Here is a 26,648-nt window from a genome sequence, read left to right as displayed (position 1 = left end):
ATGAGGGGCCTGGTAGCCGAAGGAGCCTTAGAATCGGGGCCCGAAAGGATGCCGGACCGCCGGGCTTGCCCGCCTCGGTCGCTCAACACTCCATCCATCCCGACTCGGCTCCGGTGCCCGGACGGCGGCACTCTCCCAAATGAAATGCCTTGCCCCGTTCTCCCCGAGCGCCCTACCACCCGACTGCCGGCACCCGAACTCCCCCGCCCACTGCTATGCTTGGGGGCACATGCAAACGTATGCAAGGGGTGGCCCATGGAGCGGTACAAGCAGGAGTTCATCGAGTTCATGGTCGAGTCGGACGTGCTGAAGTTCGGCGACTTCACGCTCAAGAGCGGGCGGAAGTCGCCGTTTTTCATGAACGCCGGCGCCTATGTCACGGGACGTCAGCTCAAGCGCCTCGGCGAGTACTACGCCCGCGCCATCCACGACAACTTCGGCCTCGACTTCGACGCGGTCTTCGGGCCGGCCTACAAGGGCATCCCCATCTCCGTGGCCACGGCCATCGCCTTCGGCGAGCTCTACGGCAAGGAGGCCCGCTACTGCTCCGACCGCAAGGAGGTCAAGGACCACGGCGCCGACAAGGGCAACATGCTGGGCTACGAGCTCAAGGACGGCGACCGCGTGGTGATGGTCGAGGACGTCACCACCTCGGGCAAGTCCATCGACGAGACCTACCCCAAGCTCATGGCCGCGGCAAAGGTCGAGGTCAAGGGACTCATCGTGAGCCTCAACCGCATGGAGGTTGGCAAGGGCGGCACCTACACCGCCCAGCACGAGATCCAGGAGCGCTACGGCTTCCCCGTGGCGAGCATCGTCTCCATGGCCGAGGTGGTCGACCACCTCTACGACCGCGAGGTCGCCGGCCGCGTCGTGATCGACGACGAGCTCAAGGCCCGCATCGACGCCTACTACGAGCAGTACGGCGCGAAGGAGGCGTAGGGGCTGAACCTGCTTGCGCGGGTCGCTCGCATGCGTGTGCCGGCCGTGGGCCCCGCGCCCGCACGGCGCCGCCGAGCGCATTGCCACCCTCGCCCGCGGCCCGCACCCGCACGAACGCCCCATCCCTCACCCACCCCTCCCAAAGGAGCCCCATGGACGTCCTCTTCGTGGAATACCCCCGCTGCAGCACGTGCAAGAAGGCCAAGCGCTGGCTTGACGAGCACGGCGTCGCCTACACCGACCGCAGCATCGTCGACGACAACCCCCCCGCCGCCGAGCTCGCCGAGTGGCGCGGCCTCGGCGAGCTGCCGCTGCGTCGCCTCTTCAACACGAGCGGCACCAAGTATCGCGAGCTGGGTATAAAGGCGCAGCTCGACGCCGGCATGGCCGACGAGGACGCCTACGCCCTGCTCGCCACCGACGGCATGCTCGTGAAGCGCCCGGTCCTCGTGGTGCGCGGCGGCGCCGATGGCGACACGGCCGTCTTCAGCTTCCGCGAGCCCGCATGGGCGCAGGCCCTCGGCATTGACATCGAGGGCTAGGACATGCTCGACCTCATCATCATCTGCGTCGTCTGCTTCCTGGCCTCCACGCTGGGTCCGCTCTGCGGCATCGGCGGAGGCGTGATCATCAAGCCCATCGTCGACTCCCTCGGCATCATGGGCATGTCCACCACGAGCTTCCTCTCGAGCCTCACCGTGCTCACGATGTCTCTGGCCACGCTGGCCCAGGAGGGCTGGGCGCGTCTGCGCCACCCCGACGCGCCGCGCCACCCCTACCCGCCCACGGCCATCCCGCTCTCGCTCGGCGCGGCGGCCGGCGGCGTCGCGGGCAAGGTCTCCTTCAACGCCATCCAGGCGTCGCTCGGAAACGCCAACGCCATCGGTGCCACGCAGGCGGCCGTACTGTTCGTGCTCTCCGCCTCCACCGTCGTCTACACGCTCAACCGCTCGCGCATCCGCACGCTGAGCGTTTCGGGCGCGGTGCCCAGCGCCGTCATCGGCGCGGTGACCGGGGCGCTCTGGGCCTTCCTCGGCATCGGCGGCGGCCCCTTCAACCTCGTGATCCTCACGCTGCTGTTCTCGTCAGGAACCAAGGAGGGCGCGCGCGAGTCCATCCTCATCATCGCCTTCTCGCAGGTGGCGAGCTTTGCGTACACGCTTGCCTCGGGCAACGTCCCCCAGTTCAGCCCGGTGACGCTCGTCGCCATGGCGTCGATGGCCGTGGTCGGCTCGATCGCGGGCAAGCGCATGGCGAGCCGGATGGACGTGAGAAGCATCAACCGACTCTACGCGCTCACGCTCGTCGTGGTCATGGCGCTGTGCGTACGCAACTTCATCGCACTGGGCTAGTGGGAGGCACCTGTGAACGAGACCGAGAACGAGACCGAGAACGAGACCAGGCCCGGACGCCCCGAGGGCGAGGTCGGCCGAGCCGCCAACGAGGCCCAGCTCAGCCGCCTTACGCACCACATCCGCGACAGGGTGCACCCCATCACCTGCCTCGAGGACCTCGAGGTCGTCTCGTGCTCCCCCGAGAGCGTCGCCATCCGCACGCGCGTGCGAAAGTCGTCGCTCAACCTGCGCGGGTTCTCCCACGGTGGCTGGCTGTTCACGCTCTGCGACACGGCGAGTGCGGCGCTCGTGTTCTCGCGCGGGCTCGACTGCGTGACGCAGCAGGCCAGCATCAACTACCTGCACGGTGGCTGCGTGGGCGACGTGGTCTGCGCCAGCGTGCGCAACCTGCACTGGGGCCGCTCGACCGTCGTGAACGAGGTGACCCTCACCAACCAGGACGGGGCCGCCCTCGCCGTGGCCACGCTCACGATGTTCGTGATGGGCCTGCTCGAGCCCGACCGCACGGCACCGGGCCCCGCCTAGGTGTTGCGTGCCAAGACATTGTTGACGCCGACTATGCGCGACATCGGCGGCGGACCCCCGCCTAGGGGTGCCCCTCGCATACGTGCACGGCCCGCGGCCCGAAGGCTCGCCTCCCCCATCGGCCTCGCCTGCATAAGATCGGTCTCCAACTGGGTATATATCGAGTCCCAGCCAAAAATCGCCCTTGAGGCGCCGTAACGGGAGACATCATGAGTTATTCGGTCGTGTTCTCAAGCCAGACGGGCAACACCAAGTACATCGCCAAGCGCATCCGCCGCATCATGGGCGAGGAGGGCTGCGCGTTCTTTGGCTCGCCGGCCGAGGCAGACGAGGGCGCCCGCAAGGCCGACATCGTCTTCGTGGGCTCGTGGGACGACAAGGGCTCGGCCACCAAGGACGTCCGCGAGTTTCTCCACGCGCTCGACGGCGCCAGGGTCTTCCTCTTTGGCACCTGCGGCTTTGGCGGCTCGGACGACTACTACAACCAGGTGCTCTCGCGCATGAGGGAGGACCTGCCCGCGTCGTGCGAGCTTGCCGGCTCGTTCATGTGCCAGGGCAAGATGCCGGCCCCCGTCCGCGAGCGGTACGTGGCCATGCTGGCGGCCGCCGACCCCGACAGCAAGGAGGCCAAGCGCGCGCAGATGTTCATCGAGAACTTCGACCGTGCGCTCGACCACCCCAACGGAGACGACCTGCGCACCCTCGACGCCGACCTGCGCGAGGCGGGGCTGGCGTAGGCGTACGGCGCAGGGCCACCGATGGGCGCCCCCATCGCTTGCAGAAAGGCCGGCTCCTCGACGGAGTCGGCCTTTCTTGTTGAGGCCCGGCCGACAAGTGCGCCGGCCGTCTCACGTGCTGCCGCGACCACCGGCCCCGGCGCCCCACCCTACTTGTTCTCGATGCTCCCGATGTTCTTGAGCTCGATGGAGATGAGGCCGTTCGCCTCCGTCGAGAACTCGATGAACTCGGGGTTCTCGCCGTACTCGGCCGGGAACGACACCTCGATGCCCGTGTCCGTCACGATACGGTGGCAGCGCACGCGCTTCTGGGCCACCGCGCGCTTGTCCACGGCCACGCGCTCGGGCAGGTGGCGCACGTCGGCCGCCGTCTCGAAAGCCTTGCGGCAGGGTTCGGAGTCGGCAAAGACCTGCTCGGCCAGGCCGTCGCGCGAGAACGACTCGTCCGCGTCGACCTGCTCGGCCACGTAGGCCTTCGCCTTGGAGAGCGCGAGTGCCGTGTTGGCGCCGTGCTCCTCGGCAATCTGCTCCACGATCTCGGTCACGCAGTCGATGGTCTCGCGCGAGCTGGCCTCGCTCGTGCACTGGAACAGGCCGTCCGGGATGACCATGACGTCCTGGCCATCGATGCTGCGCTCCTTGTCCACGTACGAGATCTCGAGGTTGTCGGCGCGCACGAGCGCCCAGCTCGCGAGGCGCTGCGTGGCGGCCGGCAGCACGCCGTAGCGGCGCACGATGTCGCAGCTCACCATGGTGCCCGCCTGGCTCACCTCGTGCACGAATGCCTTCTTACCCTCGAGCAGGAAGAGCCCCAGGTAGCGGATATCGTCGCCGTCGAGGAAGTCGGCCAGCAGCATGTCGGTCGACTTGGCGCCGTCCGCGCGCTGGAGCTCGCCGAACACGAACTGCGCCATCTCGGCCGTGAGCGGGGCGAACTCCTCGGCGTCGTGGAAGTAGCGGCTCACCTTGGTTGCCAGCTGCGAGCTCCCGGAGAACTTGCCGTGGCGGCAGTCCGTGGAGCCCAGGGCCTTGCGGCAGATGCTCTGGACGTAGGACTTGACCGGCTTTTCCTCGAGGTCGAGCTCGGCCTTGGAGTACACGTTAATGGCAGAGTCGAGGTCGAGCACGTGCAGGATGGCCTTGTTCAGGCGAACAATCATGGGTGCCTCCGGGTCTGGCTGGGCTGCGGTTGGGGCTTTGCGCTGCGTGCGTCGGGTGTCGGGTGCGTCATGCGCAGTACCCGACACCGCGAGCGGCCGCTCGCGGCAACGGGCAACAACTATAGCGCGAACGGGCCCCGCGCCGCGTAGGCCCCATGCGTCCGGACTTGCGATGACGCCGCCCGCCTGGGGGCCGGCAACCCGGCGGCGCCCCCGCCGGACCACGCGGTGACTGCACGATAGAGGCGCGCGAGGGACTGATTGTGCGCCAAAACGAAGAATGCAAGCAATCTACCGGCCCAGGCCACGCCCGCAGGCCCAGGGCACCCGCAACCCACCGCAGCCCGACCACCCGTGCGCTAAAGTAGTAAGCCACAACCAGACGGCACACCGGAGGACCATGAGCGACCCGACCGATTCGCAGCTAGGCGCCACCGACGAGACCCAGGCCCAGCACTCGCCCGACGACCCCATCCTCGCCGAGGAGCAGACCCACCTCGACACCATCTACGCCAAGCTCGAGAGCATCCGCGACGAGCTCGCCGACTCCCTCGAACACGGCCACGCCGACGCCGCGGCCGACCTGCGCGAGCTCTCCGCCGAGATTCGCCCGGACGTCTCGGGCGTAGCCTACGACGAGGTCATGGAGACACTCGCCGCCATCGAGACGCTCAACGCCGTCATCGATGCCTACAACCAGTACCACGACTTCTCCGTCGATAAGCTGCGCCGCGTGCTGCTCCTCCTGCGCCAGCCCTACTTCGCCAAGGTACGCCTCAAGATGGCGCCCGACCGCCCCGCGCGCGACGTCTACATCGGCGCGGCCGGCATGACCGACGAGCGCAGCCGCCCTCTCATCGTGGACTGGCGAAACCCCGTCGCCGAGACGTACTACAACCAGGAGAACGGCACCACGAGCTACACCGTGAACGGCCGCGTCCGCACCGTGGAGCTCGAGCTTCGCCGCCAGTTCGACATCACGCGCAACAAGATCAACGCCTACTTCGACACCACCGTGGCCATCCAGGACTCGCTGCTTCTGGGAGCGCTGCGCCGCCATCACTCCGAGAAGCTCCGTGACATCACGGCCACGATCCAGCGCGAGCAGAACCTCGTCGTGCGCCACGAGGACGTGCCGGCGCTGCTCGTGAACGGCATCGCGGGCTCGGGAAAGACCAGCGTCATGCTGCAGCGCATCGCGTATCTGCTCTACCGCGAGCGTCAGACGCTCTCCCCCAGCCAGGTGCACCTCTTTGGCCCCAACGCCGTGTTCGAGCACTACATCGACAACGTGCTGCCCTCGATGGGCGAGGCGAACCCGCAGGTCTACACCTGGCGCGACTTCTGCGAGACCCAGGGTGCCGGCGGCCGTGACCTGGGCGAGCGCACCGACTCGGCCAACCTCGAGCGCCTCGAGGCGGAGCTGCCCAACCTCGTGCTGGGCCCCGACGACCTGCGCGACATCCGCTGCGAGGACGTGACCCTGCTCAAGAACGGCCAGGTGGCGGCCGCCGTGGAGAAGTTCGCTCGCTTTGGCGTGGGCCCGCGCTTCTGCACCCTCGTGACCGACGACCTCCACGACCGCGTGAGCCGAAAGATCGCCACCATGGCCCGCGACGAGGAGCTGCAGGAGGAGATGCTCGGCCTCGACGTGGACGAGCAGGTGCGCTTCTTCGGCGAGACCGTGAGCCCCGAGACCGAGACGCAGACCGTCGCCCTCACGCGCAAGTGGCTCGAGCAGCGCCTGGCCGCCGCGCACGACGAGGTGGACCGACTCGCGTGGCTACGCCTCGACCGCGTGGCCATGCGCATGCTGGACTCCCAGGCCGTGAGCGCCAGCGAGTGGCTCTACCTGCGGCTCCTTGTGACCGGGCGGGGCGACAAGGACGCGCGCTACGTCATGGTGGACGAGGTGCAGGACTACACGCTCACGCAGCTCATGGTGCTGGCGCGCCACTTCTCGCGCGCGCACTTCCTCATGCTGGGCGACGAGCACCAGGCCATCCGCGAGGGCACGGCCGCGTTCGCGCAGATCCGCGAGCTGTTCACCAAGACGCACGGCAGCGTGGGCGAGTGCCGCCTGCTCACGAGCTACCGCTCGAGCCCCGAGATCACGGCCCTGTTCAGCGGCCTGGTGGAGCACGACGAGGCCGTGAGGCTCGCGAGTGTGCACCGCGCCGGCGTGGCCCCGCGCATCGAGGCGCTGCCCGACAAGGACGCCTTCCTCGCGGCCCTGCGCGAGACTGTCGAGGCCGCCCACGACGCCGAGGGGCTCACAGCCGTGGTGGCCACCGACGACGGCGCCGTGAGCTGGCTCAAAAAGCAGCTTCCCGACTTCGTGCAGGTCATCAAGAACGACCAGGAGCTGCCGGCGGCGGGCGTGGTTCTCATGAGCCTGCGCCTCGCGAAGGGCCTCGAGTTCGACCACGTCGTCATCCCGGACGCGAGCGCCGAGACCTACCCCGACACGCCGCTCTCGCGCCGCCGACTCTACACCGCCATCTCTCGCGCGATGCACCAGGTGACCATCCTGGCCCAAGGCGAGCTGACGCCCCTTCTGGTCACCAACGAGTAGGACTATGCCAACGAGCCAGCCGGTTAGTTTGCCATTGCCAAGCCGCCCCGCTCATGCAATGAACGGGGCGGCTTTTTTGATAATCGGCAGACTCGGGGGCACGACAAGCGTCCCGGAACCTCGCCGCCACCTCAACATGCAAAACTATTCCGTTATCTAGACTTTTCGGGGCACCGTCAAAGTAGGCAGCCCATCAACCTCAAGAAAACCCCTGCAAGCGAAAGCGGGCATTTGACGACTACTTTGAAGGCATGAGCAAAAATCTAGATAACGGAATAGTTTTTCCCAAATCCACAGCACTCGCCCCACCAACAACAAAAAACGCTGTCGACCGACCAGACGGCATCGAGAACACCCCACCGCGAGCGCCCCCAACAACGTAGAGGGCCGGGGCGCCACATTCCGCAATGAGGGGCTTTGGGACTTTGCGAAGCAAAGTGACCCCGAAAGGAGGAATGTGACGCCCCGGCCCGAACTCGCAGCTAGACCCACATCTCACCCACGTGCCTGGGCATTCTCGAGGAGCGCCCGCTTGAGGTCGCTCTCGATCTGGCGCATCTGTCCCTCGGCCGCCTCGCGCTTGGCCCGCCCGTCCTGCTGGATCTGCATCGTCTCGCGAAGCGTGGCGATGAGCTGCTGGTTGACCTGCTGGAGCGTCTCGATATCGACGCTGCCACGCTGGTTGGCGCGCTCGGCGTCCACCGCACCCTGGTGCAGCGCCGCCGCGTTGGCCTTGAGCAGCTTGTTCGTGGTCTCGTCCACCTCGTGCTGCAGGTCGAGCGCCTTGCGCTGGTTGGCAAGGCCCAGCGCGATGACCATCTGCGACTTCCACAGCGGGATGGTGGTGGAGATGGTGGTGTCGATCTTGTCGGAGATGGTCTTGTCGGCGCTCTGGAGGATCTTGATCTGCGGCGCCATCTGCAGGCTCACGACGCTCACGCGGTCGAGGTCGTCCAGGCGCTTGGCGAAGCGCTCGAGCTTGTCCTTGAAGTCCTTGAGCACCTGCGCGCTCATCGGGTCGTTGCTGGCCTGGACCTCGGCCTCGATGGAGGGCAGCGTGTTGGCGTGGAAGTCGGCCAGGGCCTTCTTGCCGGCGGCGACGTAGACCTTGAGCTGGCGGTACTGCTCGACATTCTTGTCGTACATGGTGTCGTAGAGGGCGATGTCGCGCACCATCTGCGCCTGCGCGCGCTCCAGCCTGCCCACGATCTCGTCGATCTGCGGGGCGACCTTCTGGTAGCGACGACGCAGCTTGTCGATGCTCACGACCACCTGGCCGATGATAGGCACCTGCTTGACGCCCTTGAGCTCGGCGTCGTCGACCGTGCCGAGGAGCTCGCGCAGAAGCTCGCCGGCGTCGCCCGTGTCCTTGCTACGGGTCTTGGCCAACACGTTGTCGGCGAAGTCGGTCATGGAGAGCTGGGCGTCGCGGCCAAAGCTGCTCTCGATGCCGTCCTTGCGGAAGTCGATGCTGGCGGCGAGCTCGTCGGCACGCCGCTGGTCCTCGGGCAAGAGCCTCACCGCGGGCTCGTTGTCGGCGCTGTCGATGACCTGCGCCTCCACCGGCTGGGGCACCTCGGCCTTGGCCGCGGCCGTGAGGTCTGCCAGCGTGAACTGCGGCGCGGTCCTGGTCGTCGCCGGCACCGGCTGTGGGGTGGTCTGAGGGTTGGTCTCGTCTGCCATGTGAGCCTCCAAGCTCGATGTGGTTTGTTACCTGATACCCAACGGATGACGGCTGCCCCTAGGCACCCGCCACCTTCGCTACTTGCCGCCCACCACGCCGACGAGCTCCTGCATGGCGTCGTTGTTGGGCAGCTCCACCGCCGCCGGGACGCGCTCGGCTATGCCGGGCACGCCAAAGCGGCTCGCGCTGTCCGTGCCCAGCTGGGAGGCCCCGCGAAACCCGTGGCGCCCCCACGCCAGCTTCTGCACGTCGTCGCTCTTGAGGAAGTCGCGCAGGCGGTCGCCGTTGTCGTCGAGCGAGACCAGCACGTGCGTGCTCCACTCGGTGGGCGTGGTGTAGGCCACGACCAGGCTGTCCTTGACCTGCTTGTAGAGGTCGGGCTGGTTCCACCGCGAGGTCGAGCACCTGGCTCTCGTAGCCCACCATCATCGGCTTGGAGCCCTCACCCAGGGTGAGGAACTGGCTGAAAGAGTCCTCCGAGCTCGTCTCCATCCAGCCGCTCTTCTGGAAGATGGCGCGGATCTTGTCGGCATCGCGGGCCACGCTGTCGGCCGTCGCCGGCTGCCCGCCGTTGAGCACCGTCGCCACAAGCGCGGCCCACTCGTTGCCCGAGTTGGACTTGGCCGGGTCGGTGCTGTCGATGCGAAACTGGCCGTAGCCGTTGGCGTACCCTAGGTCAGCCCAGCTCTTGTCGGCCACCATCGCGTCGACGGCCGCGGCGGCGTCGAGCTTGTAGGTGTCTCCGTCCTTGCTCATGATGCCCGAGCCCACGAGCGCGTCGGCGACATCCTTGTAGGTATAGATGACGATGGGCGAGTTCAGGATGATGTCGCTCGACTGGGCCGAGACGCCCTTGGCCTGCCCGTTGGCGACGGCCGCCTGCGAGGAGGGGAAGAGGAAGTCCATGCCTGAGCGATCGGCGTGGGCCTGGACGGCGTCGGCGTCGGCACTATGGCGTTGATGACGTGGCTCGAGAACGGGATGAGGACGTTCGCGTCGCCGTCGGTGGGCTGGATCATCGACTTGGCCGACTCGGTCGGGTCGAGCGCCTGCGTGAAGCCGTCTACCACGCCCTTCTTGCCGTCGCCGCGCATCGAGCCCGAGTAGTCGACCACCCAGATCGTGAGCGAGGGGCAGCGCAGCTTCGTCTGGTAGAGGTCGAGGGCCTGCGTCGTGACGTCGGCCGCCGGCATGGGCGCGGCCTTCAGCACGCCCGCGTCGGCCGAGATGCCCCAGTCGGCGTGAAACGTCTGCTTGACGCCGTCGTCGTCAGGATTGGCCACGCGCCCGCCGAGGCCCGTGCGCCGCCCCACCCGCTCGAGCGGTCCACGCCCGAGAGCAGGGACTCCATCTTCTGCTGGAGGGTGGTGGCGGCGAGCTCGTCGGCCATGGGCGGCGTGTCCTTGCCCGCGAGCGCCGTAAGGAAGGCCAGGTAGGCCGAGGCGCCGCTGTTGGACTGCGTCACATTTTCTTCCGGATGATTTGTCACATTCGCGCGCGCCTCGGCAGGGTGCCGTAGCGAGGCGACGCCGGCGCCAACCCGACTGCTTCAGGCTCGCCCGCGTTGGGTACACGCAGGTTACACGGCCAGACTCGGGTGACTGTGGCGCACGCCGGACATGGCTGCCCCGCATGCCCAAGCCACACACGGCCGCACACACGCAACCCGCGCACGACCGCACGCCCGCAACCCGAACGCGCATCCCTCGCGCACTCAAAAGGAGAAGACCATGGGCAACCAGCAGGAAGAGTCCAACGGCAAGACCCTCATCGACGCCCTCACCAGGCGCTTTACCTGCAAGCGCTACGACCCCGAAGGCAGCGTCTCGGACGAGGACTTTGCCACCATCCTCGAGGCCGCCCGCCTCTCCCCCAGCTCCTTTGGCTTCGAGCCCTGGAAGCTGCTCGTCATCGAGCGGCCCGGCCTCGTGGACGAGATTCGCGAGCAGGCCTGGGGCGCCAAGCGCAACGCCGACCGCACCGTCGTAATCCTGGCCCGGCGCGACGTCACGGCCGAGAGCGCCTGGGTGCACCACATCGCCCATGATATCCAGGGGCTCTCCGAGGCCGACGAGCAGGCGCGTCTCGAGACCTTCGCGAAGTTTCAGTGCGACGACCTGCACGTTCTTGACAACGAGCGCACGCTCTTTGACTGGGCTGGCAAGCAGACCTACATCGCGCTTGCCAACATGCTCACGGCTGCGGCCCTGCTGGGCGTGGACGCAACGCCCATCGAGGGCTACAACCGCGACGGCCTCGAGAAGCTGCTCGCGGGCCACGGGCTCTACAACAAAGACGACTGGGGCATCTCGGTGCTTGTGCAGTTTGGCGTGCACGACGCGACGCACCGCCCGGTCGTGAAGACGCGCCGCCCCATCGAGGAGGTCGTGGAGTGGGTCCGCTAGCCTAACCAGCCGGGACGGCAGCCCGCCTGCCATCCCCGAAACGGCGCGAGAAACGCCGTCAGCAAGACCGAAAGGGGCCAGACCATGGAGTTCGTTGCCAAGCCCTACGCCATCGAGTGCGTGGACGACGCCGGAACCATCCTCGCCGAGGTCACCTTCCCCGAGGTGGAGCCTGGCGTGGTCGACATCAACCACACGCAGGTAGACGCCTCGCTACAGGGCCAGGGCATCGCGGGCAGGCTGCTCGAGCATGCGGTGGACACCATCGCCACGCGCGGGCTGCATGCGCGGACGAGCTGCTCGTACGCGCAACGCTGGTTCGAGAAGCACCCGGAGCACAAGGACCTGCTGGCCTAAGCGGAGACGATTGGCGCGCTTCGGCCTGCGGGCTTTAGGTGGTCGGCGCGCCCCGGCCTGCGGGTTATGAGGCCGGGGCCGGCGGGCCAGTCGGAGGCTCAGCCAACATGACAGCCGGAGACATGACAGCCTGAAGCTCAATTGTGGAGAAGCCTTCACAAACAGAACTCCCCCATTGACCCTGTCGGCAGCGGCGCGTATATTGTTTTTCTGCGCTGAGGCGCACCCAACATATTGCGGGGTGGAGCAGTCTGGTAGCTCGTCGGGCTCATAACCCGAAGGTCGTAGGTTCAAATCCTGCCCCCGCGACCAAATTCTTTACGCCTGAACTGGTAAAACAAGTCAGGCGTTTTTCTTTTATCTGCTGCTGAAAACGGGCGACCGTGTAGGTGTCCACGGGTGACCGTGTAGGTGTCCACGGGCGACCGTGTGGATATCCGTGTATGTATCGGCGTGATATAGCGTGCTTTTGCGTGATACCCAGTGAAAGCGGCTTAGCGTTGCGTGCTCTCTACCACACAAACTGCCGAAGCCTCTAAAACAGCTTTATAGTTGCCCCTTTGGCCCACATTGACAACGTACGGAAACGCGCAAATACTCACGCATGTCAAACTTTGGCAAAAGGCAAATTTGGGAAGAGGGAACGCACGGTGGAAGTGCTGGTTGTTGGCAATACCGCATATGTCGATGACGACTTCTGTGCCAAGGCGTTTCCCGGTGACCATGTGCAGGTCGTGGCGGCCAACGAAGCGCGCCGCGACGGGTCATCGCCCTATGCGTCTTGGAAAGAGCTGATGAAGCGCCTGGACCAGGCTTACGAATTCGACCGCGTGGTCTACCTTTCTGCCTATCTCACGCCATATACCGAGGTTGTTGGCGACATCGAGCTGCTGCGCTCCGTTATTCGAGCTTGCATGGGTCACCAGGTCCAGCTGTTGTTTGCGACTGGTCCCATGGGAGCGGACGGCGCGGTGGACGCCGTGGGACAAACCGGCAAGGGCATCATTGCCCGTGCGGCCAACGACCTGTGCCGCTACTATGCGGCCCACGACGGCATCCAGGTCAAGATCCTGCGCGTGCCGTACCTGTATACCGCCTCGCCCACGCTGGAGGACCCTTTTTTGGCCACGCTGTTCGAGGTGTGCTCGCAAGGCTCCGTTACCCTGAGGGGGGGGGGTGGGCTCGCCGCTCGGCGCCCTCTGCGCCGAGGAGCTGGCCGTTCTGGTGCGTCGCATCTTCGACAGCTGGGATGCCACTTTCGAGGAGCTCGAGGTCCCGGATAGCTTTGCCCACACAGTGGGCGACCTGGGCGAGGCGCTCAAGGGCTTGTTCCCGGGGCTCGACATTAGCTACAGCGGGGATGTCTCCGTCTCCATTGCTCCGAGCGATACCGTCCGCACGCGCTACGGGTGGTTCCAGCGCTTTGACGTGCTGCGCGACCTTTCGACCATACACGCTCGCTGGGAGCAGGTCCGCGCGGGCAAGCGCCATCCGCTGCGTGCCGCCATCGACCGCATGCGCGAGCGGACGCTGCCCATCAAATGCCTAGAGACCGCGCTGGCCTGGGTCCTCTTTGAGGGTCTTGAGCTGGTGTGTTCGCAGTCTGCTCAGCTCAACGTGCTCGACTACCGCCTGCTGTATGTGGTGCTGATCGGCACGCTGTATGGGCTTGATTTTGGCCTGGTCGCGGCATTGCTGGCGTCGGTTGGCCTGGCGGCGAGCTACTTTACCCAGTACAACCTCACCTTTCAGGGCCTGTTCTACGAGCCCTCTAACTGGCTGCCGTTTACCGCGTACTTTTTGGTGGGCGCCGTGTGCGGCTACGTGCAGCTGCGCAACAGCGAGGCGCTCAAGGTGGAGCGCGACGCGAACGAACTCGTTCGAAATCGCAACGATTATCTTACCCGGCTCTATCGCGACGCCGTGGAGGACAAGCGCGCCTTCAAGCGCCAGATCGTGGGGAGCCACGACAGCTTTGGCAAGATTTTCGCCGTGACGCAGGAACTCGACGTGCTCAACCCGCGCGACATCTTTCGCAAGTGCTGCAAGCTGCTGGGCGAGCTTTTGGAGAACGACTCGGTGACGATCTATTGCGTCGCGGGCGGGTCGCGTGTGCGCCTGGTTGCGGCGAGTCCGGAGATTGCGTTCGATGTCGCCCGCTCGCTCTCGCTGCAAGAGTTCGAGCCCATTTTTGAGGGCGCGCGCTCGGGGCTGTGGGTCAACCGTGCGCTGACGCCGGGGCTCCCCATGTTTGGTTACATCGTCGAGCACGACGGGGCGCCTACGGTCCTGATTTTTGTGCGTGACCTGGCCGAGAGCCAAATGACGCTATACCACCAAAACATCTTCCGCATTTTGTGCGGGCTGGTGGAACGCGCGCTGGTCCGTGCCTTTGACTACGAGGCCATGGCGCAGGAAAAGCGCTGCATAACGGGCACGTGCGTGCTCAAGCAGGAGCCCTTTGCCCGGGAACTCGCAGCGGAGCAGGCGCTGCGCGACAACAAAATGGGGAGCTATTTGCTCCTGCGTGTGGTGCCGGGCACAGAGCCCGTGGGAGAGCTCGTCGGGACCATTGGTTCGGCGATTCGCGAGAGCGATGCGGCGGGGCTGGTCGATGGCGGCACGCCCTACCTGCTCATGCGCCAAGCCCGCGATGAGGACCTATGCGTTATAAGAGAACGCTTGGCAGCCAAGCAGATTGCCGTTGAGCCTGTTGATGGCGAGGGTGTTGTGGCGCTGTTGCAGCGCATCGCCCCTGCCGACCACGCCGATGAGGGAGATGCCGCTTGATCTCGCTCGTCGTTTCCGCAGCGCTGCTGCTGATCCATGCGCTGGTATGCCTCGTGCTGTGGACCCTCATGAAGCGGGGCCTGCTCCCGGTGCGCGGCCATATGCTCGCTGTTATGGTACTCGTGCCCCTGTGGGGTCCGCTGCTGGTGGTACTGCTCTGCGCCCGAAGCTTGGTGTTTGGTGACGCGCTCAAGGACAGCACGCTGGAGTCGCTGCGCATTACTGATGACCTGCATCGCAGCATGTTGGTGCGGGACCGCGAGGACGATGCCGGCGTGGTGCCGCTCGAGGAGGCACTGGTCGTCAACGACCCGGGTGATCGCCGACGCCTGATACTCTCCGTGCTCACCGAGGACCCGGATGTGTACCTGGCGCAGCTGCAGGCCGCCAAGCTCAACGACGATGTGGAGGTCGCGCACTATGCCGCGACGGCCGTGGCGCAGATCTCCAAGGAGTCCGACCTTACATTGCAGCAGCTGGAACGTGCCTTTAAGGCCGATCCGAATGCGCAAAACCTCATCGCATACTGCGATTTTCTTGGTGAATACTTGGACTCGGGCTTGGCCGAGGGCCGCGTGGCTCAGATCCAGCGCCAGCAGTATGCGCGTCTGCTTGCTCGTCGCTGTAATCGCGAAGACTCCTTTGAACTGCGCATTCGATATGCCGCGGCCCTGGCCGACACGGGACAGATCGATGAGGCACAGGCCGTGACTAGCCAGCTGGTGCTCGACGCACCCGAGGAACAGGACGTTTGGATGCTCTGCCTTCGTCTTGCCGTGATGCGTCGCGACGGTGACGAGATTCGCCACTTGATCGATGCGATCGACAAGCGACATGTGTATTTGAACGCCAAGAACCGCGAGGAACTGGCATTTTGGCGCGATGAGGAGGAGGCCCGATGAGCGTAGTGAACCGTATTCGCGACCATGCCGGCCGCTTTCGCTGGATGGGCCTGTTTGTGGTGTGGGCGGCCTTTATTGCCATGGCTGCCGTGCTGTTTATCGAGTGCGCCGGTGTGCAGTACAGCGCCGGGCAGCACAAGTTGGGCATGCTTGCCGCCAACGACGCGGTGCCGGCCTCCTCGGCAATCTTTGGCCAAAAGCCCACGTGCCTGGTCATTACCGACTCGGGCCAAGCTGGTGTTGACGACGTTAAAAGCCAGTTCGACCAAATTATGTTGGACATGAAAATCGCCCACCGCGATGTGGATATCGCCAGCGACGGCGTGGACTCGATTCCCTCGCTCACTTCGTTCGATCGCGTGATATTGCTCATGCCGTCGCTCGATGGGCTCGGTACGCACTTGACCGACATTATGAGTTGGGTGAGCGCCGGTGGTTCGCTCATGCTGGGCATGACGCCGGATAACACCAGCTACCTGCAGGCCGTTGCCCCCAAGCTGGGCATCGATGCCATGGGCTACGACTATGTGACGGCCGAGAGCATCGTCCCGAGCAAGGACTTTATGATTGGCGGCGGCCAACGCTACGAACTCTCGGACCCCTTCGATTCATCGCTTTCCGTCTCGCTGCGCGAGACGGCTCGCGTGTGGGCGACGACCGGCGATGCGGGCGCTCCGCTCATTTGGTCGAATGATTGCGGCAGCGGGCATACCGTGGTGTGCAATATCGGCATCTACGACAAGGTTATGCGTGGCTTTTACGCCGCGGCGATCAGCCTGCTGGGCGATGCCACGGCCTATCCGGTCATCAACAGCGCCGTGTTCTACCTCGACGACTTCCCCAGTCCCATACCCTCGGGCGACGGTACCTACGTCAAGCGCGACTACGGCCTTTCCATCGCCGACTTTTACGCCAAGGTTTGGTGGCCCGATCTGCAAAAGCTCGCGCAAAAATACGACATTCGCTTTACCGGCGTGATGATCGAGAACTACGAGGACGCGGTTGACCAGACTGAACCCGCGCGCCAGGCCGATACCACGCAGTTCCGCTACTTTGGCGGCATGCTGCTGCAGATGGGTGGCGAGCTGGGCTTTCATGGCTACAACCATCAGCCGCTGGCGCTCTCGTACACCGATTACGGCACCCTGTACGACTACAAGACGTGGAAGAACAAGGAGACACTCGTTGCGGCGCTCAACGAGCTGATCGCCTTCCAGGACGAGGTGCTGCCCAATGCGCACGGCTCGGTCTACGTGCCGCCGTCGAATATCCTTTCGGCCCGCGCTCGCAAGATCATCGGCACCGACGTTCCGCGCATCAAGACCATCGCCAGTACGTATTTTGAGGACGGCACCGACCTGCCGTACGTGCAGGAGTTTGGCGTGGCGAGCGATGGCATTGTGGAGCAGCCGCGTATTGTCTCGGGCGGCATGGTCGACGACGCCTATATGCGCCTGGCCGCCGTGTCCGAGCTCAACATGCACTACGTGAGCACGCACTTTATGCACCCGGATGACCTGCTTGACCCCGACCGCGGCGCCAGGCAAGGTTGGGAGGCCTACAAGGGCGGCCTGGTGGACTACCTGGATTGGCTCAGTACCGCGGCTCCCGACCTGCGCAGCCAGACGGCCTCGGAGTGCTCGGGCGCGATTCAGCGCTTCTCGTCGGTGACGGTGGACGTGGATGCGAGCGAGGACGCCTGGACCGTGACGCTCGGCAACTTTTACGACGAGGCGTGGCTCATGTTCCGCGCCAACGACGGCGTGCCGGGGGCGGTCTCGGGCGGCGAGCTGACGCACCTAACGGGCAATCTGTACCTGCTCAAGGCAAATGACAAGACGGTGATGATCGAGCGCAAGGAGGGTGGCGATCGATGAGAATCTGCTTGGTGCTCGAGGGTTGCTACCCCTATGTGCACGGCGGCGTTTCCACCTGGATGCACGGCTACATTACGGCCATGCCCGAGCACGAGTTTGTGCTGTGGGTGATTGGCGCCCACGCCGAGGATCGCGGTAAGTTTGTCTACGAGCTGCCCGATAATGTCGTCGAGGTGCACGAGGTGTTCCTGGACGACGCGCTGCGTCTCTCGGGCGAGCAGCGCGAGGCCAGCTTTGACGACCGCGAGCGTGAGGCGCTGCGCCGCCTGGTGTCGCTGTCCAATCCGGACTGGGACGTGCTCTTCGAAATCTTCCAGCGCCGCCGCGTGCATCCGCTCTCGTTTTTGCAGAGCCGTACGTTTATGGACATCTTCCGCGATGTGTGCCTGGCAGAGTATCCCTACATTCCCTTTGCGGACGCCTTCCACACCATGCGCTCCATGCTGCTGCCGGTGCTCTACCTGCTGGGCAGCGAGGTGCCGGTGGCAGACGTGTACCACGCCATATCGACCGGTTACGGCGGCCTGCTGGCAAGCCTGGGCTCCAGCATGAACGACGCGCCGGCGCTGCTCACCGAGCACGGCATTTACACCCGCGAGCGCGAGGAGGAGATCATCCGCGCCGACTGGGTGGTGCCGTCGTTTAAGGACCGCTGGATTCGCTTTTTCTACATGCTGTCCGAGGAGATCTATCGTCGCGCCTTTCGCGTGACGAGCCTGTTCCACAATGCGCGCAAGACGCAGATCGACATGGGCTGCGACGCGTCCAAGTGCTCCGTCATCCCCAACGGCATTCAGTTTGATCGCTTTAAGGACATTCCGCTTAAGCCCGACGACGGCTGGGTGGACATTGGCGCGGTGGTGCGTCTGGCGCCCATCAAGGACGTCAAGACCATGATCTACGCCTTCTTTGAGCTGCATGAGCGCCTGCCAAAGGTGCGCCTGCACATTATGGGCGGCGTGGATGACGAAGAATACGGCGCCGAGTGCCATGCGCTGGTGGAGACCCTGGGCGTGCGCGACCTGATCTTTACCGGCCGCGTGGACGTGGTCGAGTACATGCAAAAGCTCGACTTCACCATCTTGACGAGCATCTCCGAGGGCCAGCCCCTGAGCGTGCTGGAGTCGCTGGCCGCCCGTCGTCCCTGCGTGACAACCGAGGTGGGCTGCTGCCGCGAGCTGCTGGAAGGCGCCCCCGGCGATGACTTTGGCGTGGCCGGCTTTGTGAGCCCGCCCATGTATCGCAAGGGCTTGGCCGATGCCATGGAACGCATGTGCGCGAGCCGTGCTCGCCGCCTGGAGATGGGGGAGCGTGGCCAGCGTCGCGTGGCGACCTATTACCTGCACGAGCAGATGCTCGCCAACTACCGCGCGCTCTACGACGAGACGGCTCGCGCGCACGACCTGCCGCGGAAGGAGGGATAGCCCATGGCCGGAATTGGATTTGAGCTCAAGCGCCTGTTTAAGCGCAAGGGCCTCTTTGCCACCATGCGCGCCTATGGCTACGCCGGCATCGTGTGCACGGGTCCCATGCTGCTGGGCGTGCTGCTGCAGGTGGGCATTCTGGTGCTGTGCAGCCTGTGGGGCATCGGTCCCGCCAACCAGGATTTGCTGGTGTGCATGGTGACCTATACGCTGCTGGCGTCGCTCACGCTCACGAGCTTTTTCTCCATGCCCGTCACGCGCTTTTTGGCCGATATGCTGTTTGCCGAGCGCGAGGAGGAGGTCCTGCCTTCGTTTTGGGGCTCTAACGCCATCATGTTGGTCGTGGGTACGGCGCTCTATGGCATCTTCTTGCTGTTCTCGGGCGCTACGCTGCTGCAGGGGCTGCTGTGCCTGTGGCTGTTCAACATTATGATCGTCAACTGGAACGGCATGAGCTACCTCACCGCCATCAAAGACTACCGCGGTATTCTGTGCAGCTTTGCGGCTGCCATTGGCGTGGCGTGCGCATGCGCCCTGTGCGCGCTGGCGCTGGGCCTGCCGCCGGTCGAGGGCCTGTTGGCGTCGATCGCCCTGGGCTACGGCGTCATGCTCGCTTGGGACGTGGTGCTGCTGTACCGGTATTTTCCGCAGAGCAAGCGCAGCCCCTGGCTCTTTTTGCAGTGGCTCGACCAGTTTTTGCCGTTGGCGCTCACGGGTCTGTTTACCAATCTGGGACTCTTTGCGCACCTGGTGATTATTTGGGCTGGTCCCATCGGCGTGCAGGTCAAGGGCTTGTTTTACGGTGCACCCTATCACGACGTGCCGGCGCTCATCGCGTTTTTGACGATACTTGTCACGACTGTCAACTTTGTGGTGTCGGTCGAGGTGATTTTTTATCCGCGTTACCGCGACTACTACAGCCTGTTCAACGACGGCGGCGTAGTGGGCGACATTATGGTGGCCGAGGAGGAGATGCTCGCTACGCTCAACAGCGAGCTGCGCTTTTGCGCGCTCAAGCAGCTGTTTGTGACGGCGGCGGTGATCTCGCTCGAGACCACGGTGCTCTCGGCCCTGCCGTTGGGCTTTAACAACCTTATGCACGGGTATTTCCGCACGTTATGCGTGGCCTATGGCCTGTATGCCGTGGGCAATACGGTGATGCTCGTCTTGCTGTACTTTACCGACTACAAGGGGGCCGTGCTGGCCTCGGGCCTGTTTGCCGGCGTGGCCGGGCTGGCGACCGTCGTGTCGCTGTTTTTTCCGCAGCAGTTCTACGGCTTTGGCTTCTTGTTGGGCGCGGCGGTGTTTTTTCTCGTGTCGCTGCTGCGGCTCGACACCTATACTGCCACCTTGCCGTATCGTGTCCTGAGCCGGCAGCCCATTGTGGCGACCGACAAGGTGGGCTGGTTTACCGAGCTGGGCCGACTGCTCGACCATGCCGAGCAGCGCTATGAGACTCGCCGCGAGGGCGCTGAGCCGCACGGCGCATTTGAGCGCATGGTGGTCCGCGTGTATCGCAACCACTGGGGAGGTCCTGATGACCGATAGGATGATATCTCGTCGTCGCCTGATTGAGGTGGCTGCCGGCATGCTGCTGCTTTCGGGCTGCTCTGCGCGGGACGATTCCTCGACCAAAAAGGCCAAGAAGCAGGGCGAGATTAAAAAGGCCGAGGTGTCCGACCAGTCCAAGCACCTGCGCGATAAGGACGAGCTGTACGAGGTCTACGATGACTCGGGCATTGTGACCATGTACCTGACGGTCTCGCGCGGCAACAGCTCCGAGAATACCGATCACTCCTGGGCCGAGATCAACACGTACTCGGTCTATGACTACGCCGACATGGGTGTGACGCGCTACCGGGTTATGGGCTTGTTGCAGCCGGGCGATGACAAGGGCCCGGTGGCCGGCGAGGTGGGCTATGGCGAGGAAGCGCCCAACGCCACCGTGCAGGTGCGCGGCCAAACGTCGAGTACCTACACGCAAAAGAGCTACAAGGTGGAGCTCAAAAAGGGCAAGGGCGCCTGGCGCCAGCAGCGCTCCATTGCGCTCAACAAGCATATGGGCGAGGGTATGCGCTTTCGCAACAAGATGGCCTATGACCTTATTCGCGGCGTTCCCCAGATGATGGGCCTGCGCACGCAGTTTGTACATCTGTGGGTGTGCGACCAGACCGAAAAGTCCAACGACACCTTCGAGGACTACGGACTGTTTACCCAGGTGGAACAGCTCAACAAGACGGCGTTGAAGGCACACGGGCTCGATAAGAGCGGGCATCTGTACAAGGTGAACAGCTTCGATTTCCATCGCTACGAGCAGATGATTAAGCTTGCCGATGACCCCGACTACAATCAGGCCGACTTCGAGGGCATGCTCGAAATCAAGGGCGATTCGAACCACGCCAAGCTCATCGAGATGCTCGACGCGCTCAACGACGAATCGCAAGAGATCGACGACGTGCTCGACACTTACTTTGATACCGAGAACCTGACCTATTGGATGGCGTTTCAGATTCTGACGGGCAACTGCGATACGCAGAACCGCAACTGCTATCTGTACAGCCCGCTCAATTCCAACGTTTGGTACTTCCTGGACTGGGATAACGATGGCATGCTGCGCAAGCTCGAGCTGTCACTTACCGGGTTCTCGGACTACGCCAGCTGGGAGCGCGGCGTAAGCAACTACTGGGGCAACGTGCTGTTTAACCGCGCGCTGCGCAGCAAGTCGTTCCGCAGCGAGCTCGACCACGCCGTCGAGGACCTGCGCTCGTATCTGACCGAGGAGCGACTGGCCAAGATGGTCGAGCACTATCGCGAGCTAACCGAGCCGCTGGTGTTTGCGTCGCCCGATATCGCTAACCTGCCCGTGACCAAGGACGAATACGAGCAGATTGCCGCGGCGATTCCGGCCGAGGTCGAGGAGAACTACAAGAGCTATCGCGAGAGCTTTAAGAAACCCATGCCGTTCTATATTGGCATTCCGCAGATCGAAAACGGCAAGCTGCGCATCAATTGGGATGCCTCCTACGATTTTGAGGCGCGTGACATTCGCTACACCGTGGAGCTGGCGCGCGACTATGCCATAAGCGACGTGGTCTTTAAGGCCGAGGACGTGCTGCTGCCCGAGGTGACCTGCGATGCGCCCAATGCCGGCCAGTATTTTGTGCGCGTGCGCGCCACCAATGCGGACGGCTATACGCAGGATGCGTTTGACTACTACGTGACTGACGACGGCAAACAGTACGGCATGCTGTGCTTCTACGTGCAGGACGGCGGCAAGGTCGTGGGGGATACGTATGAGGAGGGCTAGCGCGCTGCTTGAGCTCCTGGCGGCTCCGCCCGCACGCACCGCGCAGGAGAGCTATCGCCACGAGCTCAAATACCTTATCAACGAGGGCGAGCATACCGCACTGGCCTGCCGCATGGCGCCGATCTTTAAACTGGACAAGCATGCGCAGGCGGGCGGCTATACCATCCGCAGCCTGTATTTTGATGATTACCGCAACTCGGCGTACGAGGAAAAGGACGCTGGCATTCTCATGCGCAAAAAGTATCGCGTGCGCATCTATAACGGCAGCGACAAGGTGATTAAGCTCGAGCGCAAAAAGAAGTACGGCAGCTGGATCTACAAGGAGGACGCGCCGCTCACCCGCGACGAGTTCGAGCTCATTCTGGCGGGCGACTACGACTTTTTGCTGCGCAGTCCGCACCAGTTATGCCGCGAGTTCTACATCGAGTGCATCTGCAACACGATGCGGCCGCGGACCATCGTGGACTACGAGCGCGAGCCGTGGGTGATGGACGAGGGCACGGTGCGCATTACGTTTGATAGCAATGTGCGCGCCGCGGTGGGAAGCTTCGATATCTTTGACCCAACGCTGCCCGCGCTTCCGGTGCTAGAACCTGGCAAGCTGGTGATGGAGGTCAAGTTTACGGAGTTTTGCCCGCAGCTGGTGCGCGATATGGTGCCACCGGGCGCCGCAGAGCTCACGGCGGTCTCCAAGTACTGCCTGTGCTACGAAAAGACCGCCTACCTGCGCGGATTTGATTATTGGAATCGGTCTTTGGGAACCGAGGGGATACTTAGCCATGAGCACCAGGGACTTTATTAAGAACTCCGTTCTGGAGGCGTTTGGTCAGGTCGACCCTGCTAAGATCGGCCTGTCGCTGCTCGTGGCGCTTGCCATGGGTATTTTGATCTACCACGTGTACAAGCGTTTCTTTACGGGCGTGGTGTACTCGCGCAGCTTTGCCGTGACGCTCGTGGGCATGTGCGTGCTCACCTGCATGGTGACGCTCGCAATCTCGACCAACGTGGTCATCTCGCTCGGTATGGTGGGTGCTTTGTCGATCGTGCGTTACCGTACGGCGGTCAAGGACCCGCTCGACCTGTTGTATCTGTTCTGGGCCATTACCACGGGCATTACGGCGGGCGCCGGTATGTATGCGCTCGTGGGGCTTACTGCCGTGGTGATCGTGGTGATGATCGCGGGCTTTGCGGCGCACCAGGACAAGGCGCGCGTGTACATGATGGTGATCCACTATACGGGCCAGACCACGGGCGACGATATCGTGCGTGCCTTTGGTCGCACCAAGTTCACGGTGAAGTCCAAGACCATGCGCGGTGACAAGGTGGAGATGGCCGTCGAGGTGTTCTCGGACGGCGTTGACATGCCCTATGCGGACGCGGTCCGTGCGCTCGACGGCGTAGAGGACCTCACGCTCATCCAATACAACGGCGAATACCATGGGTAATCTGGTTCCGGCGTTCTTACGAACGCCGGGCCGGCCGGCGCTGCGCGCGCATCTGTCGGGCAATCTGCCGCTCAAACCGTCGCTCGCGTACGTGAAGTACACGTCACTCCTCTCCGCAAGAACAGACGAAATGATGCCGTTATCCTTCGATCAACGCTCCTGCACCCGAATCTCCCCTTGCGCAAGCGCAACGCGGCCTCGGAAGGCACGGACCCAAAGCGCCAGCGCACCAATGACAACGGCACATCCACCCGCAAGTACAACAAGGCCAAGCTCGGGGCGAAGCAATGAGTAGAGGAATGCAGATCCGGTAATCACCAGCACGCAAACGACAAGAAGCACCCTCCTCACCATCGTATCGTGGGAATCGGAGATGTCCCCTGCCTCGACCGCATAGGAGAACCCATGGTCCTCGATCTCGAAGGACGTCCTTCCGCAGGCTAGATTCGCCGCAATCCTCCACCTGGCCATTCCGGGAAGACTGCTATATCCCACCTCTCGTGGAGCGGAGTCCTCGGTACCCGAGTCCCTCCACAAGTCCTCGAGATGCTGCTCGGCGATGACCAGCGCGGTAGACCCCGCAACAAGCACCGTCACGCAAATCAGACTGACCACCCACGAAAGATCGAAGGATAGCCCAATCACCTTGGGCCAGAAGACGTCACAGATCACCAGCAACGCCATGCGGCCCAATGACATGACGGCGAGCAATCCGGCCGTGCGATTGGCCAGGTCGCGACTGATGAGATTGAAGTCCGTCATCACGATTTTCAACAGGACAAAAAGGGCAATGACAAACAGAGCCGGCGCAGACCAGAGATGAGCTCCGGTAAGGGCAAGCAGGTACAAACCCGCATACCCCAGGTCAACCATCGCCCTTGCCCGCCCGGTATCCATCCCGCCTCCAGGCACCCTTCTCAACCCGGCGTTCTCGCTCATTGCCCCTCCCCTGTCTTGCCAATCGCAGACTTTGTCTGCCTTGTCCAATCAGGCCCCGACATCCTGTGATGCCGGGGGCCTCTGTCTCCTTTTTAGGACCGAGCGGCTGCTTTACGTCTTTCCGCATTCGCCTTGGCACGCTCTCGTGCCCTCGCGAAGATGCCAGCCGTGTCGGCAGACTCCTCGACCGAAAGCGCTCGGGGCTCGCCCAGGGCCTGAGCCGAGAGATAGAGATCAGCGCAGAACTCGACAACTGAGGCGACGTTGTACGCGTACGCCCCATCCGGTCCAGACGCAATGAGACCGTGATGACCCAAAAGCAGCGCATGGGTATCACCAAGCGTCTTCACGACCGCCTCGCCAAACTCGACCGTGTGCGAAGGCATGAAGGGCATACAGCGAACCCCTGCTTCCAGGTCTGACCCCGCCGCACATGAGAGGTTCGGATGAATGAGCGGCAGGTCATGCTCGAGACATGCAAGCGCGGTAGCCGCTCGGGAATGCGTGTGGATGACGCAGCCAGCTTCGGGCTGAGCGACGTAGACAAGACGATGCATGTCTGTCTCGCTCGAGGGCTTGCGCTCTCCCTCGACCACGTTGCCTTCGATGTCGACGTCCACAACGTCTTCGACGGTCATCTCGCCATAGGGCAGACCCGATGGGGAGACCGCGATGAGGCCAGTCACGGGGTCACGAAGACTGATGTTTCCGCTCGTGCCCACGGTGAGCCCGTCCGCATCCATCCGCTGGCAAAGCTCGACCACCTGCTCGCGCTCACTACGCAGCTTCAACGTCTTCACTTCCCATGAGGGCCTGGCGCTCGATGAAGTCCTGCACGGCGTCCTTGTTCTTGCGGAAGAGGAAGTAGAGCACGAAGTAGAGCGCCACGACCGCGGCGATGATGAGCGGGTTGCCAGAGAGGAACGCGAAGAACATGGCACCGAGCACCGGCTTGGCAAGAATCACGTACGAGCAGATCATGAGCGCGTTCGAGGGAATCTCGACACCGACGCCCTTCGCAACCTCCGTGTAGTAAGGACCGACGAAGGAGCAGACAAACAGGACGAGCGTAAACCACACGATGGCCATGATGGTGCTCTTGAGGATGTTGCCGTTGGAAGTGCAGGCGAACACGATGCTCATCGAGGGAAGCGTGATGAGGTCGACCATGGGAAGCACCTGGTTGCCAGGCAGCGTGAAGGCAACGGCAAGCAGCAGGGGGATGCAGAGCAGGCCCGTCGTAAGCGTCGCAGTCTCGCCCACGCCAACGGCAGGGTTGACACCGAGATACCACTTGCGGCCCTTATCCTTGTTGCTCTTTTGCGCTCGCCGTCCCGGCGGAGGATGCCTCCGGCTCCGCTCCCGTCTCGCGCGAGGCCCTGCTCTACCAGGCGATTCCGCACAATCCGTGGGGAGAGGTGCCCTCGCTGCACTTCGAGTGGGCGTAGGGCGCACGCGGGGAAGGCCCTACCTCCGGCCCCCGCGCGACTCGGCATCCAGCGAGGCGGCCGCGGGCGCGACGCTCTCGGGCAGCAGCTCATCGGGCAGCTCCGACGCAAGCAGGCCGGCCCCGACCTCCAGCTCCCCCGCCCGAGCCAGCGCCAGCCACTGCTCGCGCGACACGCGGTGCCGATGCTCGACGCCCTTGAAGAACACCCGAACCTGCCCCAGGCTCACGGGAAGGTAGCCGTTCGCGTCGACGCCCACGTCGAAGCGCAGCACGCGGTTGGCACGGTTCCACTCGTTGTACGCCGCCGGCGCGTGGATGTGGCCGTGCAGGTGAATGCTCCCGTGGCCCAGCCCCTCCCAGTCGACCATGGGATAGTGGCAAAGCATCAGCTTGAGGCCTTGGCTCTTGAGCTTGACGATCGGCGGCTCCACGATGAACGTGCCCGCCACCTCATCCTGCGTCCAGTCCTTGTCGTGGTTGCCCGGCACGAGGTGGACGTTCTTGCAGCGGATTCGCTCGCGGATGGCCCGGGCCTGCTCGGCATCCAGCTTAAACGAGAAGTCGCCCAGCACGTAGAGGTCGTCGCCGGGTGCCACGCACGAGTTGATGTTCGCCACGAACCCGGTGTCCATCTGCTCGATGGTGTTCCAGCGCTCGTGGCGGTCGGTGAACCGTAGCACGTTGGCGTGGCCGAAGTGCGTGTCGGCCGTGAACCAGATCATGTGGGCGCGACCCCCGTCCAGAGAGGTCGGGACGCCCGCACGAGCGCCCCGA

Annotated in this window: 27 protein-coding genes and 1 tRNA gene; 19 read left to right on the top strand and 9 right to left on the bottom strand. The window is 63.9% G+C overall.

Going from position 1 to position 26,648, the window contains the following annotated elements; translation table 11 throughout:
* The first annotated feature begins 255 nt into the window (after window positions 1-255).
* From pyrE to bilS, 5 genes are all read left to right on the top strand, one after another.
* On the top strand, window positions 256-942 hold the full coding sequence (gene pyrE / locus EFAMC1_RS04275; RefSeq protein WP_154053084.1) for an orotate phosphoribosyltransferase: 687 nt from the start codon (window positions 256-258) through the stop codon (window positions 940-942).
* 152 nt (window positions 943-1,094) lie between these two features.
* On the top strand, window positions 1,095-1,484 hold the full coding sequence (locus EFAMC1_RS04270; protein ID WP_154053083.1) for an arsenate reductase family protein: 390 nt from the start codon (window positions 1,095-1,097) through the stop codon (window positions 1,482-1,484).
* Window positions 1,485-1,487: 3 nt separating this feature from the next.
* The gene (locus EFAMC1_RS04265) at window positions 1,488-2,294 is read left to right on the top strand and encodes a sulfite exporter TauE/SafE family protein (RefSeq protein WP_154053082.1); all 807 of its coding nucleotides are present in this window, start codon (window positions 1,488-1,490) and stop codon (window positions 2,292-2,294) included.
* Window positions 2,295-2,306: 12 nt separating this feature from the next.
* The gene (locus EFAMC1_RS04260; RefSeq protein ID WP_154053081.1) at window positions 2,307-2,822 is read left to right on the top strand and encodes a PaaI family thioesterase; all 516 of its coding nucleotides are present in this window, start codon (window positions 2,307-2,309) and stop codon (window positions 2,820-2,822) included.
* Window positions 2,823-3,031: 209 nt separating this feature from the next.
* Window positions 3,032-3,559, top strand: coding sequence for a flavodoxin family protein BilS (gene bilS, locus EFAMC1_RS04255; RefSeq protein ID WP_154053080.1), 528 nt, complete (start codon window positions 3,032-3,034; stop codon window positions 3,557-3,559).
* Between the two features lie 149 nt (window positions 3,560-3,708).
* On the opposite strand, the gene EFAMC1_RS04250 is transcribed toward bilS, so the two are convergent.
* A complete protein-coding gene (locus EFAMC1_RS04250) occupies window positions 3,709-4,719 on the bottom strand; it encodes a nucleoid-associated protein (RefSeq protein WP_154053079.1) in 1,011 nt (336 codons plus the stop codon).
* Window positions 4,720-5,119: 400 nt separating this feature from the next.
* On the opposite strand from EFAMC1_RS04250, the gene EFAMC1_RS04245 reads away from it, so the two are divergent.
* Window positions 5,120-7,294 (top strand): HelD family protein, encoded by a 2,175-nt coding sequence (locus EFAMC1_RS04245; protein ID WP_154053078.1) that lies wholly within the window; start codon window positions 5,120-5,122, stop codon window positions 7,292-7,294.
* 495 nt (window positions 7,295-7,789) lie between these two features.
* On the opposite strand, the gene EFAMC1_RS04240 is transcribed toward EFAMC1_RS04245, so the two are convergent.
* Together EFAMC1_RS04240 and EFAMC1_RS04235 are read right to left on the bottom strand one after the other, a co-directional pair.
* Entirely contained in the window at window positions 7,790-8,977 is a 1,188-nt protein-coding gene (locus tag EFAMC1_RS04240) for a toxic anion resistance protein (protein ID WP_154053077.1), read from the bottom strand.
* A 78-nt stretch (window positions 8,978-9,055) separates the two neighbouring features.
* Window positions 9,056-9,322: a hypothetical protein gene (locus EFAMC1_RS04235; protein ID WP_154053076.1), complete on the bottom strand. Its 267-nt coding sequence runs from the start codon at window positions 9,320-9,322 to the stop codon at window positions 9,056-9,058.
* Window positions 9,323-9,429: 107 nt separating this feature from the next.
* On the opposite strand from EFAMC1_RS04235, the gene EFAMC1_RS04230 reads away from it, so the two are divergent.
* Window positions 9,430-9,636 carry a hypothetical protein gene (locus EFAMC1_RS04230; protein WP_154053075.1) on the top strand — a complete coding sequence of 69 codons (207 nt, stop codon included), beginning with the start codon at window positions 9,430-9,432 and terminating at the stop codon, window positions 9,634-9,636.
* Between the two features lie 160 nt (window positions 9,637-9,796).
* Here EFAMC1_RS04230 and EFAMC1_RS04225 read toward each other — a convergent pair whose 3' ends face one another.
* Together EFAMC1_RS04225 and EFAMC1_RS11180 are read right to left on the bottom strand one after the other, a co-directional pair.
* Complete coding sequence (locus tag EFAMC1_RS04225) at window positions 9,797-10,261, bottom strand: hypothetical protein (protein ID WP_187324559.1); 465 nt, start codon at window positions 10,259-10,261, stop codon at window positions 9,797-9,799.
* The gene (locus tag EFAMC1_RS11180) at window positions 10,183-10,443 is read right to left on the bottom strand and encodes a hypothetical protein (protein WP_154053074.1); all 261 of its coding nucleotides are present in this window, start codon (window positions 10,441-10,443) and stop codon (window positions 10,183-10,185) included. The genes EFAMC1_RS04225 and EFAMC1_RS11180 overlap by 79 nt, the downstream gene beginning before the upstream one ends.
* A gap of 265 nt (window positions 10,444-10,708) precedes the next feature.
* Between EFAMC1_RS11180 and EFAMC1_RS04220 the strand changes: the two genes are divergently transcribed.
* The 12 genes from EFAMC1_RS04220 (at window position 10,709) to EFAMC1_RS04165 (ending at window position 23,485) form a co-directional block, all read left to right on the top strand.
* The gene (locus EFAMC1_RS04220; RefSeq protein WP_154053073.1) at window positions 10,709-11,383 is read left to right on the top strand and encodes an NAD(P)H-dependent oxidoreductase; all 675 of its coding nucleotides are present in this window, start codon (window positions 10,709-10,711) and stop codon (window positions 11,381-11,383) included.
* A gap of 84 nt (window positions 11,384-11,467) precedes the next feature.
* On the top strand, window positions 11,468-11,740 hold the full coding sequence (locus EFAMC1_RS04215; protein ID WP_154053072.1) for a GNAT family N-acetyltransferase: 273 nt from the start codon (window positions 11,468-11,470) through the stop codon (window positions 11,738-11,740).
* A 235-nt stretch (window positions 11,741-11,975) separates the two neighbouring features.
* Window positions 11,976-12,052 (top strand) — tRNA-Met (locus tag EFAMC1_RS04210).
* Window positions 12,053-12,390: 338 nt separating this feature from the next.
* Window positions 12,391-13,023: a hypothetical protein gene (locus EFAMC1_RS04205; protein WP_154053071.1), complete on the top strand. Its 633-nt coding sequence runs from the start codon at window positions 12,391-12,393 to the stop codon at window positions 13,021-13,023.
* On the top strand, window positions 12,917-14,530 hold the full coding sequence (locus tag EFAMC1_RS04200; protein ID WP_187324554.1) for a DUF4118 domain-containing protein: 1,614 nt from the start codon (window positions 12,917-12,919) through the stop codon (window positions 14,528-14,530). The genes EFAMC1_RS04205 and EFAMC1_RS04200 overlap by 107 nt, the downstream gene beginning before the upstream one ends.
* Window positions 14,527-15,432 (top strand): tetratricopeptide repeat protein, encoded by a 906-nt coding sequence (locus tag EFAMC1_RS04195; protein ID WP_154053069.1) that lies wholly within the window; start codon window positions 14,527-14,529, stop codon window positions 15,430-15,432. The genes EFAMC1_RS04200 and EFAMC1_RS04195 overlap by 4 nt, the downstream gene beginning before the upstream one ends.
* Window positions 15,429-17,309: a DUF2194 domain-containing protein gene (locus tag EFAMC1_RS04190; RefSeq protein ID WP_154053068.1), complete on the top strand. Its 1,881-nt coding sequence runs from the start codon at window positions 15,429-15,431 to the stop codon at window positions 17,307-17,309. The genes EFAMC1_RS04195 and EFAMC1_RS04190 overlap by 4 nt, the downstream gene beginning before the upstream one ends.
* Window positions 17,306-18,733 (top strand): GT4 family glycosyltransferase PelF, encoded by a 1,428-nt coding sequence (gene pelF / locus EFAMC1_RS04185; RefSeq protein ID WP_154053067.1) that lies wholly within the window; start codon window positions 17,306-17,308, stop codon window positions 18,731-18,733. Before EFAMC1_RS04190 ends, pelF begins: the two co-directional genes overlap by 4 nt.
* A gap of 3 nt (window positions 18,734-18,736) precedes the next feature.
* On the top strand, window positions 18,737-20,281 hold the full coding sequence (gene pelG, locus EFAMC1_RS04180) for an exopolysaccharide Pel transporter PelG (RefSeq protein WP_154053066.1): 1,545 nt from the start codon (window positions 18,737-18,739) through the stop codon (window positions 20,279-20,281).
* Window positions 20,271-22,040 carry a CotH kinase family protein gene (locus tag EFAMC1_RS04175; RefSeq protein ID WP_154053065.1) on the top strand — a complete coding sequence of 590 codons (1,770 nt, stop codon included), beginning with the start codon at window positions 20,271-20,273 and terminating at the stop codon, window positions 22,038-22,040. Before pelG ends, EFAMC1_RS04175 begins: the two co-directional genes overlap by 11 nt.
* Window positions 22,027-22,842 (top strand): polyphosphate polymerase domain-containing protein, encoded by an 816-nt coding sequence (locus EFAMC1_RS04170; RefSeq protein WP_154053064.1) that lies wholly within the window; start codon window positions 22,027-22,029, stop codon window positions 22,840-22,842. The genes EFAMC1_RS04175 and EFAMC1_RS04170 overlap by 14 nt, the downstream gene beginning before the upstream one ends.
* On the top strand, window positions 22,820-23,485 hold the full coding sequence (locus EFAMC1_RS04165; protein WP_154053063.1) for a DUF4956 domain-containing protein: 666 nt from the start codon (window positions 22,820-22,822) through the stop codon (window positions 23,483-23,485). The genes EFAMC1_RS04170 and EFAMC1_RS04165 overlap by 23 nt, the downstream gene beginning before the upstream one ends.
* Before the next feature lie 150 nt (window positions 23,486-23,635).
* On the opposite strand, the gene EFAMC1_RS04160 is transcribed toward EFAMC1_RS04165, so the two are convergent.
* The 4 genes from EFAMC1_RS04160 to EFAMC1_RS04145 form a co-directional block, all read right to left on the bottom strand.
* On the bottom strand, window positions 23,636-24,424 hold the full coding sequence (locus EFAMC1_RS04160) for a hypothetical protein (RefSeq protein ID WP_154053062.1): 789 nt from the start codon (window positions 24,422-24,424) through the stop codon (window positions 23,636-23,638).
* A gap of 92 nt (window positions 24,425-24,516) precedes the next feature.
* Complete coding sequence (locus tag EFAMC1_RS04155) at window positions 24,517-25,224, bottom strand: class II aldolase/adducin family protein (protein ID WP_154053061.1); 708 nt, start codon at window positions 25,222-25,224, stop codon at window positions 24,517-24,519.
* Window positions 25,202-25,879 (bottom strand): PTS transporter subunit IIC, encoded by a 678-nt coding sequence (locus tag EFAMC1_RS04150; protein WP_154053060.1) that lies wholly within the window; start codon window positions 25,877-25,879, stop codon window positions 25,202-25,204. Before EFAMC1_RS04150 ends, EFAMC1_RS04155 begins: the two co-directional genes overlap by 23 nt.
* 12 nt (window positions 25,880-25,891) lie before the next feature.
* Window positions 25,892-26,596, bottom strand: a complete 705-nt coding sequence (locus EFAMC1_RS04145) for a hypothetical protein (RefSeq protein ID WP_154053059.1) — start codon at window positions 26,594-26,596, stop codon at window positions 25,892-25,894.
* Between the last annotated feature and the right edge of the window lie 52 nt (window positions 26,597-26,648).

The sequence above is a fragment of the Olsenella uli genome (assembly GCF_901212675.1).
In the GTDB taxonomy this organism is placed as follows: domain Bacteria; phylum Actinomycetota; class Coriobacteriia; order Coriobacteriales; family Atopobiaceae; genus Parolsenella; species Parolsenella uli_B.
The sequence above is the reverse complement of the archived record's forward strand: the minus strand, read 5'-3'. Positions and strand labels throughout refer to the sequence as shown.